This window comes from Kyrpidia spormannii, from assembly GCF_002804065.1.
GTDB classification, from domain to species: domain Bacteria; phylum Bacillota; class Bacilli; order Kyrpidiales; family Kyrpidiaceae; genus Kyrpidia; species Kyrpidia spormannii.
This window is the reverse complement of record NZ_CP024955.1, coordinates 28,472-41,245: the sequence shown is the minus strand read 5'-3', so window position 1 is coordinate 41,245 and position 12,774 is coordinate 28,472. Positions and strand designations below refer to the sequence as shown.

At 58.4% G+C, this 12,774-nt stretch carries 14 protein-coding genes, 2 tRNA genes and 1 other RNA gene; 5 read left to right on the top strand and 12 right to left on the bottom strand.

Features of this window, described 5'->3' with window-relative positions:
• Window positions 1-236: 236 nt before the first annotated feature.
• Window positions 237-1,634: an NAD-dependent malic enzyme gene (locus tag CVV65_RS00230; protein WP_407928398.1), complete on the top strand. Its 1,398-nt coding sequence runs from the start codon at window positions 237-239 to the stop codon at window positions 1,632-1,634.
• Between the two features lie 83 nt (window positions 1,635-1,717).
• On the opposite strand, the gene CVV65_RS00225 is transcribed toward CVV65_RS00230, so the two are convergent.
• From CVV65_RS00225 to tadA, 12 genes are all read right to left on the bottom strand, one after another.
• Window positions 1,718-1,987: a pro-sigmaK processing inhibitor BofA family protein gene (locus tag CVV65_RS00225; protein ID WP_100666462.1), complete on the bottom strand. Its 270-nt coding sequence runs from the start codon at window positions 1,985-1,987 to the stop codon at window positions 1,718-1,720.
• Between the two features lie 62 nt (window positions 1,988-2,049).
• Entirely contained in the window at window positions 2,050-3,024 is a 975-nt protein-coding gene (locus CVV65_RS00220; RefSeq protein WP_100666461.1) for a beta-ketoacyl-ACP synthase III, read from the bottom strand.
• A 143-nt stretch (window positions 3,025-3,167) separates the two neighbouring features.
• Window positions 3,168-4,136, bottom strand: coding sequence for an RluA family pseudouridine synthase (locus tag CVV65_RS00215; RefSeq protein WP_100666460.1), 969 nt, complete (start codon window positions 4,134-4,136; stop codon window positions 3,168-3,170).
• Between the two features lie 16 nt (window positions 4,137-4,152).
• Window positions 4,153-4,494 carry a YaaL family protein gene (locus CVV65_RS00210; protein ID WP_100666459.1) on the bottom strand — a complete coding sequence of 114 codons (342 nt, stop codon included), beginning with the start codon at window positions 4,492-4,494 and terminating at the stop codon, window positions 4,153-4,155.
• 99 nt (window positions 4,495-4,593) lie between these two features.
• On the bottom strand, window positions 4,594-5,190 hold the full coding sequence (gene recR / locus CVV65_RS00205; RefSeq protein WP_100669068.1) for a recombination mediator RecR: 597 nt from the start codon (window positions 5,188-5,190) through the stop codon (window positions 4,594-4,596).
• Window positions 5,191-5,220: 30 nt separating this feature from the next.
• Entirely contained in the window at window positions 5,221-5,532 is a 312-nt protein-coding gene (locus tag CVV65_RS00200; protein WP_100666458.1) for a YbaB/EbfC family nucleoid-associated protein, read from the bottom strand.
• A gap of 2 nt (window positions 5,533-5,534) precedes the next feature.
• Window positions 5,535-7,529 carry a DNA polymerase III subunit gamma/tau gene (gene dnaX, locus CVV65_RS00195; protein WP_407928397.1) on the bottom strand — a complete coding sequence of 665 codons (1,995 nt, stop codon included), beginning with the start codon at window positions 7,527-7,529 and terminating at the stop codon, window positions 5,535-5,537.
• Between the two features lie 105 nt (window positions 7,530-7,634).
• A complete protein-coding gene (locus tag CVV65_RS00190) occupies window positions 7,635-8,957 on the bottom strand; it encodes a two-component system sensor histidine kinase NtrB (RefSeq protein ID WP_100666456.1) in 1,323 nt (440 codons plus the stop codon).
• Window positions 8,958-9,081: 124 nt separating this feature from the next.
• Window positions 9,082-9,347, bottom strand: an RNA gene (gene ffs, locus CVV65_RS00185) — signal recognition particle sRNA large type.
• Between the two features lie 9 nt (window positions 9,348-9,356).
• Window positions 9,357-9,447, bottom strand: a tRNA-Ser gene (locus tag CVV65_RS00180).
• Between the two features lie 47 nt (window positions 9,448-9,494).
• Window positions 9,495-9,584 (bottom strand) — tRNA-Ser (locus tag CVV65_RS00175).
• Complete coding sequence (gene tadA / locus CVV65_RS00170; RefSeq protein ID WP_232796662.1) at window positions 9,571-10,095, bottom strand: tRNA adenosine(34) deaminase TadA; 525 nt, start codon at window positions 10,093-10,095, stop codon at window positions 9,571-9,573. The genes CVV65_RS00175 and tadA overlap by 14 nt, the downstream gene beginning before the upstream one ends.
• Window positions 10,096-10,311: 216 nt before the next feature.
• On the opposite strand from tadA, the gene CVV65_RS00165 reads away from it, so the two are divergent.
• The 4 genes from CVV65_RS00165 to CVV65_RS00150 all read left to right on the top strand — a co-directional run bounded on the left by CVV65_RS00165 (window position 10,312) and on the right by CVV65_RS00150 (window position 12,766).
• A complete protein-coding gene (locus tag CVV65_RS00165; RefSeq protein ID WP_100666455.1) occupies window positions 10,312-10,713 on the top strand; it encodes a YmaF family protein in 402 nt (133 codons plus the stop codon).
• 242 nt (window positions 10,714-10,955) lie between these two features.
• Window positions 10,956-11,822: a M23 family metallopeptidase gene (locus CVV65_RS00155; protein WP_100666454.1), complete on the top strand. Its 867-nt coding sequence runs from the start codon at window positions 10,956-10,958 to the stop codon at window positions 11,820-11,822.
• 300 nt (window positions 11,823-12,122) lie between these two features.
• On the top strand, window positions 12,123-12,275 hold the full coding sequence (locus CVV65_RS16635) for a hypothetical protein (RefSeq protein WP_157935317.1): 153 nt from the start codon (window positions 12,123-12,125) through the stop codon (window positions 12,273-12,275).
• 14 nt (window positions 12,276-12,289) lie between these two features.
• Window positions 12,290-12,766 carry a cytochrome c oxidase subunit II gene (locus CVV65_RS00150; protein ID WP_352139904.1) on the top strand — a complete coding sequence of 159 codons (477 nt, stop codon included), beginning with the start codon at window positions 12,290-12,292 and terminating at the stop codon, window positions 12,764-12,766.
• Window positions 12,767-12,774 lie beyond the last annotated feature (8 nt).

The following is a 12,774-nucleotide window of genomic DNA, read 5'->3' as shown; positions in this document are numbered from 1 at the left end:
TCACTCCATCCCGAACCCGTTAAAGTCGCCTTCATTATAAACAATCCCTGCACCCTTCGCACGACTCCCACGGGCTCCCGCCGCCCCCGGGCAAGTTGTCAGAGCCCGTCCGAGTGCTATAATTAAAGACATTCTTTAGCCATATTTACGATGGATCGATTGAAGATCATTTCGGGTTTGCCCGATCCCAAAGGAGGTCTTCTTCTGTGGCCGTTCAGCCCACAGCCGGGCTCAGCCTGATTCTCCGCCTGGAACTTCAGAACTCCACGGCAACCTTTGGCCGCCTCGCCTCCACCATTGGCGAAGCGGGCGGCGACATCATTGCCGTCGACTTGATCAGCGCGGGCAAAGAGACTGTCGTCCGGGACATCACTGTCAACGTTTACGATCAAGCGCACGGAAAGAAGCTGGTGGCCGCCCTGGCAGCTCTGCCAGGGGTCAAGGTGATCAACGTATCCGATCGCACGTTTCTCATGCATCTGGGCGGCAAAATCGAGGTCCACCCACGGGTGCCGGTCAAGAATCGCGATGATCTTTCCATGGTGTACACCCCGGGCGTGGCCCGGGTGTGTGAAGCGATCCGGGAAGACCCGTCGAAGGTGTTCCAGCTCACAATTAAGCGAAACACCGTGGCGGTGGTGAGTGACGGAACGGCGGTTCTCGGGCTTGGAGACATCGGTGCTTCAGCCGCTCTTCCAGTGATGGAAGGGAAGGCCATGTTATTCAAACAGTTTGCCGGGGTTGATGCGTTTCCCATCTGCTTGGATAATAAAGATCCAGATGCCATCGTGGACATCGTCACCAGTATGGCGCCGGCTTTTGGAGGCATAAATCTGGAGGACATCGCCTCGCCAAGATGTTTTTATATCGAAGATCGTCTTCGCGAGCGCCTGGATATCCCAGTGTTTCACGATGATCAACACGGGACCGCCGTCGTTTTGTTGGCTGGCCTGTTGAATGCGTGTAAAGTGGTTGGAAAGCGATTGGAAGATTTAAAAGTAGTGGTGGTAGGCATCGGCGCGGCGGGGGTGGCCTGCACCAAGATTTTGTTGCACGCCGGGGTCCGCAACATCATTGGCGTCGACCGTAGCGGCGCCCTGGTAAGAGGGGAACAATACGACAATCCGGTGTGGCAATGGTACGCCGAAGAAACGAACCCGGAGGGGCTACGCGGCTCCCTGTCTGACGTGATCGAAGGGGCGGATGTATTCATCGGCGTATCAGCGCCGGGGATCCTCCGGGTGGAAGATGTCAAGCGGATGGCGAAGGATCCCATTGTGTTCGCCATGGCGAATCCCGTGCCGGAAATCAGTCCCGAGGACGCCGAACCCTACGTTCGCGTCATGGCCACCGGACGGTCCGATTATCCCAACCAGATTAACAACGTCCTGTGTTTCCCCGGTATCTTCCGGGGGGCTCTCGATTGCCGGGCCAGAGAGATCAACGAAGATATGAAGCTGGCTGCCGCCGAGGCCATCGCATCGGTGGTGGGTGAAGATGAACTGAGTGAAACGTACATCGTCCCCAGTGTTTTTAATAAGAAAGTGGCTAAAGCAGTCAGCCGGGCGGTGATCGAAGCGGCGTTCCGAACGGGCGTCGCTCGCCGGGAGAGGCGGGACCTTCTTGAGGTCTGACACCGGGGACTCCCATCCCCGGGGTTTTCCCGACCGTATCGGTGCTTCCGTCAGGAAGGCGGCCCCACCGCCGGGCGCCGCCGTCACACCGGAAGCCACCAGCGCAGCCAGAGAAGCGCCAAAGCCCCTGGCAGGCCGAACAATCCTAGAATGGCGGCAGTGATCGGGTTCCAGGGTACGTGAAACTGATGGGCTTGCCCCAGCCAATTGGCCGCCCAGATCACGGCCCCGCCGACCACCAATCCACGGACAAACCGGCCTAAGAACCGCAGGGGGTTGCGGATCACATACGCCAGCAGGGCGATGGCCAAACCGGCTGCGCATAACGCCGCCAGGAGATCAATCTTTCCCATGGTCGGTCCTCCTTGCCCCGGGACAGTGGTATCAGCACCATCCTATGCCGGGGTGGACCAGCTTAGACCCATTCCAACGCGGCACTGGCGTAGGTGAATCCCCCTCCGAAGGCGGTAATCGCCACCCGAGTACCTGGGCTCAGGCGCCCTGCATCCCGAGCTTCAGTGAGAGCCATGGGAATTGATGCCGCCGACGTATTGCCGTAATGCTGGATATTGATCCAAGCCTTGTCGGCCAATCCGAGACGCTGCCCCACCGCCTCGATAATCCGTGCATTGGCCTGGTGAGGCACCAACAGGTCAACCTCTAAACCTCCCCACGCCCGGTCCGCAACCCGGCGAACCGATTCTTCCATCGTCCGCACCGCAAACTTGAAAACTTCCCGTCCGGTCATGTTGATATAACGGTCTGAAGACTCCAACAGCTCCGCAGTGACCGGTTTCTTAAATCCTCCAACCCAAACGTTCAGAAATTCTGTACCCCGAGCGTCGGCACCCAGTTCAAAAGCCTGAATCCCTCCTTGAGAAACTTCCCCCACCACCGCAGCTCCAGCCCCGTCTCCAAACAGTACACACGTCGCGCGATCTTTCCAATTGGTGATTCGCGATAGCGTCTCCGCCCCAATGACGAGCACCTTGTTCATCCGTCCCGACTCCACCATGGAGGTGGCCAAGGAAAGCCCATAAATAAACCCCGAACACGTGGCCCCGACGTCCACTGCCCCCGCTTGCCAGGCTTCGAGGCCCTTTTGCACCATCACCGCCGTAGTCGGAAATGGCTGATCTGGAGTGGTGGTGGCCACCAGGATCAGATCCAAATCCTCGGGACCGCAGCCAGCGTCCGCCAAGGCCGCCCGGGCGGCTTGTACTCCGAGGTCCGAACTGCCCACACCGGGGTCAGCAATGTGCCGCTCTTCAATCCCGGTTCGCTGCCGGATCCACTCATCCGATGTATCCACCATGCGCTCAAGATCCCGGTTCGTGAGCACCTTCGGAGGCACGTACATCCCCAGGCCAACAATCCCCGCTCGCCGCATACGGACTCCCCCTTTGATCGTTCATGGCTCTTATTGTAGAGTTTTATGACCTGGTGTCAAGTTCAGCCCATAAAAATTCCCGGTCCCCGATCGGTGAAACCGCCTCACTCGGTTCGCCGGGTGCTTTTTTTGAGCGGGGATGGTCACGTGGACGTCGAAGTCTCGGCCGGAAGATCTGTGGGAAGCCCAAAGGACTCCAGCAACTTTCGTAACTCCGCGGGCAGCGGGGCCACGAACCTCCGCCCATCGGCAAGAGTCAATGCGTAGGCATGCAGGAACTGATGCCGCAAGCCCCGTAAAGGTTTTCCTCCATATTTGATGTCCCCGACCAAGGGATGACCCACTCCAGCGAGATGAGCTCGAATCTGATGCGTCCGCCCGCTCAGCAATGTAATGTCCAAAAGCGTCAACCTCTCCGCCACGGCCAGCGGGCGGTACCGGGTTTCGGCTTCCAAGGTCTCCGGTGCCACGCCGTGCCGTCCGCGCCTTTCCCTGGCCAGGCGCGTTCGGTTTTTCTCATGATCTCGAATCAACGCTTGTTTCAGCGTACCCGGGGTCTCAATACGGCCGTGGACCAAAGCCAAATAACGTTTGTCCACCCGGCGCCCGCGAATTTCATCGGCGAGTTCTCTCAGGGCCTGGGCATGTTTACCGATCAACACGATTCCGCTGGTATTGCGGTCCAGTCGGTTCGCCGCCGCCGGTGCGAAAGCCCGCCCGTCCCATTCGCCTTTATCATAAAGGTAAGCCAGGACCCGATTGATCAACGTATCCCGGTGCTCCTGCCGATCCGGATGGGTCAGCAGTCCCGCGGGCTTATTCACAACCAGAAGATCGCCGTCTTCATACAGGATCTCGAAGGTCCGGGGAACGCCCTGAAACTTCGGCCCCCGGCGCCGCAAGGCGGCGTACTCCTCGTCGGATACAAACAGTTGGACGGTGTCGCCCTCGTGAAGCACCAAATCCGGTTTGCCTTTTTTCCGGTTCACCTTCACCCGGCCCACCCGGATCCATTTGTACACCCCGCTGAGCGGCAATCCTGGTAAATTTTGACGCAAAAACCGATGCAATTTTTTCCCATTCTCAGCCCGGGTGATGGGATACTCCACCATGGGCGACACGCCTCCCTTACCGGCCTTTGGAGCGGGCCGTCACCCCGTCATGTCCCTGGAAATCCGCCGACGAGGTCCGGGCGGCACCCCGGACCAGACCTTCTTCCGGCGGCACGGAGAGGTGTTGTTTTCGGGCAACCTTCATCAAATATTCGTACTTGCGTTGAGCGGCCTGAACGGCGTAGATAGCGTGGTCGATCAACTCGGGCTCGACCACATTATCCAACAAATGCTGGGCTCTCATCCATTCGTCCCGGGTCCGCCGAATCTCTAGAAGAAGTTCCGCCCGCTCCCGTTCCGCATCATTCCCCTCCCGGGTCCGCCTTTTACACTGGGCCCACCGCAAAATCGGCTTCATCCCATCCCCTCCCGCCGGCCACCACACTCATATCGAATGCGCTGGCCTGTCCTCACTAAGGATGTATAGAAGCCGCGTGCGGTTCCTATGACTGTGGGCTTAAATTTCTCGGCGGCCTTCCAGGGCCTGGGACAGCGTCAACTCGTCCGCATACTCGAGATCTCCCCCCATGGGTAACCCCCGGGCGATCCGGGTCACCTTCACCCCCAGCGGTTTGACCAGCCGAGTTAAAAACATCGCTGTCGCTTCCCCTTCCACGGTGGGGTTTGTGGCGAGAATCAACTCTTTCGGTAAATCGTTCTTCATGCGTTCCAGTAATTCTTTCACTCGAATATCCTCGGGGCCAATCCCTTCCATCGGGGAAATAGCCCCGTGAAGCACGTGATATACCCCATGGTATTCCCGGGTGCGCTCCATCGCCGCGACATCCCGGGGATCCTGAACCACGCAGATCACCCGGTGATCCCGCAACTCATCTCGACAAATGGTACAAGGATCGACATCGGTAATGTTGCAGCAGATCCGGCAATACCGGAGGTCCTTTTTGACCGCCGCCAGGGCCTGGGATAGGTGCAGGACATCTTCGTCGGGCATCCGGAGAACGTGAAAAGCCAAGCGTTGAGCGGTCTTAGGACCGATTCCCGGCAATTTCATGAACCCGTCGATGAGCTGCGAGATGGGTTCCGGAAAGTTCACCATTGTCGTTTCACCGCACTTCGCACCCTCTTAGAATAACCCTGGCATGTTGAACCCCCGGGTGTATTTACTGAGTTCCCCCGCCACCAAATCATCGACTTTTTTTAAGGCGTCATTCACCGCCGTGAGCACCAGATCCTGCAACATCTCCACATCATCGGGGTCTACCGCTTCCGGACGAATGACCACCGACTGAATTTGCTTGTGTCCGTTAGCCACCACCGTCACCGCGCCGCCCCCGGCGGATCCCTCCACCGTCTTTTCCCCTAAAGCCTCCTGAGCTTTCATCATCTCTTCCTGCATCTTCTTTGCCTGTTTCATCAATTGGTTCATGTTTTTCATGCTCATTCCTCCCCGATGATCTCAATTCGATCTTGCCCAAAAAGGGCCGCCAGCTGCGCCAGGGGATCATCACTTCCGCCTTCCGATCCGCCGGTTCCTCCGCCCTTCCCCGAACTGCGAGAAACGACGCCGGCCGCCTGTTCCCTCTCCGCCAACTCCTGTTCCCACACTTGAACCGACACCGCATAGAGTTGCATGGATTCATTGAAGAGCGCCTGCAAAACCTCTTCGATGGCCGTGCGGTGCATCGGTTTCATGACAGTTTCCCGGTGGATCTGGTTCTTGAAAGCCACGATCAGCCATGAACCCGACCGGGCCACCGGCTCCCCATCTAAAAGCCAGGCTTGCGTGGTCACGCGTTTACGCTTTACTTCGTCGAGCACCTCTTGCCAACGGGCACGCACGGGTTCAACCCCGGGGATATCGAGTTGCCGACGGATCATTTCCCAAGCTGCTCCCTGGGCCTGCCCTTGTGTCGAAGGCGTGGGGCCCGGCGACTCCGGCCTTTCACCCGCCGAAGGGCGCCCGACACCTGACCCATTTCTCCTCGTCTCCGGTGGCCCGGCGGCTGGCCGATCCCCGCCATCCGGTTCGAGATCCCCGACCGCAGAGGGTACACCCGGGGATGGCGGGGATGAAACCGAAGGCGCGCGAGAACCCCGTTCTCCCCTGTCCCTTGCGTCGGCCTGTGAGCCTTCGCGTTTCGCAAAGCTGGGCAAAGAAGAGAAGGGAGGCACCAAGGGGTCTGCGGGCACGGACCCCGGAACATCCCCTTTCTGTCGCAGGGCCTGGGTCAACCGTTCGACCTGTCGTTCCAATCGCTCTACCCGAGCAGCCCACTCTGATGCCGCCAAAGACTTGTCGGCGGTTATGCTGGCACTACTTCCACCTGTTTCCATCTGGGCATTCTCCCCGGAAAGGGTGCAGAGTTTGGCCAAGGTGAGCTCCAGCAACATCCTGGGTTGCCCATACCAACGCATCTGCTGTTGCAGACCGTTTAGCTCTTCCATCCAAACCAGAATCCGTTCGGGTTCCATCCGGTCAGCCAAAGCTTTCAATTCCGGCTGAAACTGGGCCCGCTCCCGAACCTCAGGATGGTCCGGCGCCGTTCGCATCCACAGAATGTCCCTCAGCGCATCTAAAAGTGTCGCCACCAGTGGCCCGACATCGAAACCATGGTCCAGCTGCTCCCTCGCCCATATCAGCACATCGGCGGTTCGGCCCGCCGCCAGAGCTTCAACACCCGGCATCAAAGCCCGCTCGGGCAGGCGGCCGAGAAGGGCCAGCACATCCCCTTCGCGCAGCACATCATCGCTGAAAGAAAGGGCCTGGTCTAACATGCTCAAAGCATCCCGGAGCCCCCCATCAGCCGCCCGGGCAATGAGCCACAATGCCTTGTCTTCGACCTGCCTCCCCTTGTGGGCCAGGATCGATTTCATCCGCTCCGCCATGTCTCCGGCGTAGATTCTCTGAAAGGCAAACCGTTGACACCGGGACATAATGGTGGCGGGCACCTTGTGCGGTTCTGTGGTCGCCAAGATAAAGATGACGTGCTCCGGCGGCTCTTCCAGCGTCTTCAACAGCGCATTAAACGCCTCGGGGGTCAACATGTGGACTTCGTCGATGATATATACTTTATAACGCACTTGGGTAGGGGCGTACCGAACTTGTTCCCGAAGTTCCCGAACTTCATCGATGCCCCGATTCGAGGCGGCGTCGATCTCTACCACGTCCAACACCGAACCGTCCATGATGCCGCGGCAGGCATCGCATTGGTTGCACGGTTCCTCGCCGGGCCCTTGTTCACAATTCACCGCTTTGGCAAGGATCTTGGCAACGCTGGTTTTTCCAGTGCCGCGAGGACCTGTAAACAAATATGCGTGGGCCAGCCGCCCGGTGCGCAGCGCATTTTGCAGCGTGCGAACGATATGGGGCTGCCCAACGACATCAGCGAACAACTGTGGCCGCCATTCGCGATAGAGTGCGAGATAGGCCAAAGGTCCCCACCTCTTTGCTTTCTTCCGATCGACAATAGCCGTCTGCGAATACACTACCATATGCGGGGTATCCAGACCAGTGCCCCGCCGGGAATCGCGTGCCCCCTACGGCTCGTAGGCGGGCAGCAGAACACTGAACGTGGTCCCGTATCCTTTACTGGAAACCCGGATCATACCCCCCAGATCGCTGATAATCCGTTGGCAAATGGGCAGCCCCAAGCCAGTCCCGTTTTCTTTGGTCGTAAAAAAGGCATCGAAAATGCGATCCATCGCGTAAGCGGGAATCCCGGGACCCGTGTCTTGTACATCAATCCGAACGAGATTTTCTTCCCGGTCCACGTCGGTACATAGGGTCAACGTGCCGCCGTGTTCCATCGCTTCCACCGCATTTTTCACGAGGTTCAGAACGACCTGCTTCAACAGCTCAGGGTCTGCCAACACTTTCGGAACGGGTTTGATACACAAATGAAATTCAATGTCGTGCAGAAGGGTTTCACTGCTGATAAGTGGGGCCAAACCCGTAACCAGTTCTTCCACTTCCATGGATGCCAGTTTTATATCCCGGGGTCTCGATAACAACAGCAACTCCCCGACCAACTCATTGACCCGATCGATCTCCGCCAACATAACCTCAGTGTACTGAAATTCCTTATCCATATGGGAGCGGATGAAATTCTCTCGCATGATTTGCAAAAAGCCTTTAATTGAAGTCAGGGGATTGCGAATTTCGTGGGCAATGCCAGCGGCAATCTTGCCGACCGTGGCGAGCTTTTCCTGTCGCTGAAGCTGGTTTTCGAACCGTTCCCCCAGATCCTTCAGGAAAAACACGATTCTTTTTTCGTGAGATCCCTCCGGAGATAAAAAACCCGGCAAAACATGAGAATCCAGCAACCAGTGTTGGATCTGCCCGTCGATTTCAGCATCAAAAAGAAGGTTTCGCACACCTTCCGCGGCGATCTTGTGGGCAACGGGACGCAACACCAGGCCGAGTTCGGGAACAGCCTCGGAAAGGACCCGCCCAATGGCGTCATCGGCTTTCAAGTGCAGCATCTTCACAGCTGTGCTGTTCGTCGCCCGCACCCTCAGATCCACATCGGTCAAAATAACGCCCATCGCCATCTCCCCGATAATGGGCTGAACAAGTTCCCACAGCCACAGGTCCCAGGTGATGGCGTCATCTGAAACATACAAGTACACGCGATTCCCGTCCTCAGTGGTTCTTTCGTAGCGGACCATATCGGCCGCCAAACCGTCCCTCCCGGCGTTTGAAGATTCCGGACCCTTCTCTGCCGGATGGTTTTCGGGCTGCCGAGTTGCATCTTCCAGCGCCCGACTCGCCGCCAGGAGTGCGCCGCCGCTGTCCAAGAGGCAGGCCGGAAACGGGAGGAGTTCGATGTTTCGTTCGATCCAGCCTTCGCGGTGAAACAAGCCACGTCCCTCCCCGCCCTATAGCGATCCCGGGCCGCACATTCCCGGTCGCCGTACGTGTACAGTTCTACGAGGACGCAAAAAATCCTCCCGCCCTGTGGGGCAGGAGGATTCCCTGGATCTGCCGCGCCCTTGTCTTCGATGTGCGCACCGAGGCGTATCACCGGCGGGTGGCTCGGACCAGGCTGCCCTGCGGCACCCGGGCGATCTTCCTTAGTGCTGCTTCCGTCAGGACCTGACACGGTTCGGAAGGACCCGCCGCGCAGGACCCGGTCGTCGACGCTCCGAGGCCGGTGCCGACCCTCCATGACGCACACCTCACGACAAGCCTTCAACCCCGCTCTAGCGGATTGCGGGTTCAGGGCACCGCTACCTCCCCGCCTAGCGCGGCAGATCCAGTGGCGGAGAGAGTGGGATTCGAACCCACGAGGCGGTTTTGCCGCCTACACGATTTCCAATCGTGCTCCTTCGACCACTCGGACATCTCTCCATAGTCGATCTACCGCCGGCTTGTAGGGGTACCCTGGGGAATAACAATGGCGGAGAGAGTGGGATTCGAACCCACGAGCCCCGTGAAGGGCTACTCGCTTTCGAGGCGAGCTCTTTCGACCACTCAGACATCTCTCCGCGGTGGGTCATCAAAGGAAAGAACTGAAGAATGGCCAGCCTGCGGCCTCTCCCGCGCGCGCAGTTCACGAAAAAACCGTTTTAGCAGGTCGGAACAGGATTCCCGAAGAACGCCACCCTCCACCTTGAGTCGATGATTCAGGGGCGCGTCAGCCACCTGGAGCACTGATCCGCACGCTCCCGCTTTCGGATCAGGCGCCCCAAAAACCACCCGTTCCACCCGAGCTAAGACAGCTGCACCCACGCACATGGCACATGGCTCCAGGGTCACATACAACGTGGTGCCCGAAAGTCGCCAGCCACCGACCGCTTGGGCCGCTTGCCGCAAGGCCACCATCTCCGCGTGGGCTGTGGGATCATTCCACATCTCCCGAAGGTTGCAACCCTCTCCGAGGATCTGTCCGCCTGCCACCACCACCGCACCGATGGGCACTTCACCCATCTCCCCTGCGTATGCGGCCAGTTGCAGGGCGCGCTCCATGTACTGCAAATCCCGCGGGGTGTCTGGCAAAAGCTGAATCCCACCTTCCGTTCTACTACTATATCACAATCTGGGCACTCCGTGCAACGGCCGGTGATCCTTGGCTGCCCGGCCCCCTGCCTGGCGGGCACAAAGCCGAGCGTTCAGACCTTGATTGAGTGAGCAAATTCCACCGCCGCCCGGCCGATTGGCCCGGCCGTTTTTCCCTTCCGTCCATACAGTGAGCAGAGGAAAGGAGGGCTGTTCATGAAACAACCGGTCATCGGCATCCTGTACCACGCCGATCCGCCCACATCTGGAGAACCGAGGAATGAAGACCACACCCACGAGCTCTATTTGATCGAATGGGACGGCCGGCCACCGCATGTCCACGATTTCGCCGGAATCACATCTTTCGACGCCGGTCATCGACATCGTTACGCTGGCACCACGGGCCCCGCTCCGAGCGGTGTCCCCCACACCCACGATTATTACACGGTGACCACCTTGAATCAAGGCCACACCCACGTCTTACAAGGGCGCACAGGTCCCGCCGTGCCTCTGCCCGGAGGCGGTCATTACCACCTATTCGCCGGTGTCAGCACGGTCAACGGTCGTCCGCCCCACACCCATCACTACCGCGGCAGAACGGGGCACGCCCATCCCTGACGAAAGCCCGGCGCGGCCGGCTGGCCCTCGGCCGGCCGAAGCCGGCCTTCAAGGCCATCCACCCCCCACATCCGCCCCCCACTCCACTTGTCCGATTCCCAGGGCAACCCATGTGGCAGGACCGACGATGCCGTCCGGGAGAAGACCGGACGCCCGTTACAACCCAATATTTGTATATTCACAAACCGATCCGACTTCAGTAGAGTGACAGTAGGAATTGAAAAGGACGAGGAGGTCTCAGGATGAAAGGTCGGTTGATTGCCGCCGTTCTCACCGGCGCCCTGCTCCTTCCGACTCCGGCTCTGGCTTATACGGTAAAACCTGGTGACACCTTGTGGAAAATCGCTCAAGCCCACCATGTATCTGTCGCCCAGTTAATGCAAGTCAATCATCTGACAAGTACATGGATTTACCCCGGGCAAAACCTTCAGATCCCAGGGAACAGCCGCACATACACCGTGGTCAAGGGCGACAGCCTTTGGAAAATCGGCCAGCGATACCATGTTTCGGTGGCGGCGGTTAAAGCTGCGAACCATCTGTCCGGAGACCTGATTTACCCCGGCCAAATCCTAAAGATTCCTTCCGGTCCCAGCAGCAATCTGGGATCCACGGCCCCCGCTTCGACCCCGACGGTTCGCATGCCCCCGGCCTATCAAGATGGCGTCTTCCCATTGCCCAAGGGCTCCTACTCAGGGTTTACTGACAATTTTGGCGCGATTCGAACCTGGTCCCCGTCAGGTACCACCACCCGCAACCACGATGGCATAGACATCGTGGCCCCTCTGGGCACCCCCATTTACGCCGCCGAAGGGGGGACGATTATCAACCAGGGGTGGAGTGAACTGGGGGGCTGGCGACTCACCGTTCGGGTCGACGGATCCACCGTTTTTTATTACGCCCATATGTCTGGATATGCCGGAGGGATGGTTAAAGGTGCGACGATCAAGAAGGGTCAACTGATCGGATACGTGGGGAACACCGGATACGGTCCCGTCGGGACTTCCGGGAAATTCGAGGCCCACCTGCACTTTGGGATGTATAAAACCTCCGGATCCTGGCAGGCGATCGACCCGTATCCCTATCTAAAATGGTGGGAATCGCAACGCTGAAGCATCACGGGCACCGGGGCCGGGCGCGGGTCTTCCGCCTCACCCGGCCCGGAAGCCAGAGAGCCAGTCACCCCGTGAAATCACAAGGTTTTTTCACTCCTGCGTTCCTTAAACCGCTCTGACCAGACCAACCCGACAACGTTTTTCCAGTTCTCAGTCCGGCGAGTGACCTCTTTTGCGATTATTTTACGCCATGTCTGCCATCATCGGGAGCGCAACCGATCCCCGGATGAACATTGCGGCGACAGGACATACTTCCAGAAAGAGGTGGTATTCCCTGAGAGAAGGGGTGAGGACGGTGTGGATGAGGACTTGAAAAAGGATATGCAGAAGGTGGAAAAAAACGAAGAGAATCTACAGGACACGATTTTGTCATCCCTCGTGGTGGGAGCGTTTATTGTGATCCTGTGGTTTGTCATGTTCGGCGTTTACGTCACAAGGCTGAGTGGATAGGGAGGTAAACCTCGATGCTCAATATCGATTTGCCCCGCTCGGAACGGATCTGGTTGATGATCGGCGGGGCATCCTTGGTGGTATTCTTTGCGATCATCTTGCTCATGGCGCTGGTCTGGGGATTTCATAACCCCGGGCAAATGAAAACCATCGCCCCGGACGCGGTGCGAACCACCCCACCCTTTGACAAACCCGGTCTCTATCAGGTGGGACCGAACGAGTACCGCGCCGTCATGATCGCCCAAATGTTTATGTACCAGCCGAACAATGTGACGGTGCCCGCGGGTTCCACGGTGCATTTTGAGGTGACGAGCCCAGATGTGGTTCACGGCTTTGAAATTCCGGGCACCAATGTGAACCTCATGGTGGTCCCCGGTCACATCACCGAGTACACGGCCACTTTCCGCAATAAAATGGACCGGGTGATCGTCTGCAATGAGTATTGTGGCAGCGGACATCAAGTGATGCTCGGTCGATTCGTCGTCCAGTAATCTCTGTC

Bases quoted from the DNA above. Each gene is read 5' to 3' on its own strand.
- CVV65_RS00200 (WP_100666458.1), bottom strand. From the start codon at position 5,532: ATGAAAAACATGAACCAATTGATGAAACAGGCAAAGAAGATGCAGGAA.
- CVV65_RS00165 (WP_100666455.1), top strand. From the start codon at position 10,312: ATGAAACAACCGGTCATCGGCATCCTGTACCACGCCGATCCGCCCACA.
- CVV65_RS00210 (WP_100666459.1), bottom strand. From the start codon at position 4,494: ATGAAGCCGATTTTGCGGTGGGCCCAGTGTAAAAGGCGGACCCGGGAG.
- CVV65_RS00150 (WP_352139904.1), top strand. From the start codon at position 12,290: ATGCTCAATATCGATTTGCCCCGCTCGGAACGGATCTGGTTGATGATC.
- CVV65_RS00155 (WP_100666454.1), top strand. From the start codon at position 10,956: ATGAAAGGTCGGTTGATTGCCGCCGTTCTCACCGGCGCCCTGCTCCTT.
- CVV65_RS00225 (WP_100666462.1), bottom strand. From the start codon at position 1,987: ATGGGAAAGATTGATCTCCTGGCGGCGTTATGCGCAGCCGGTTTGGCC.
- CVV65_RS00215 (WP_100666460.1), bottom strand. From the start codon at position 4,136: ATGGTGGAGTATCCCATCACCCGGGCTGAGAATGGGAAAAAATTGCAT.
- CVV65_RS00220 (WP_100666461.1), bottom strand. From the start codon at position 3,024: ATGCGGCGAGCGGGGATTGTTGGCCTGGGGATGTACGTGCCTCCGAAG.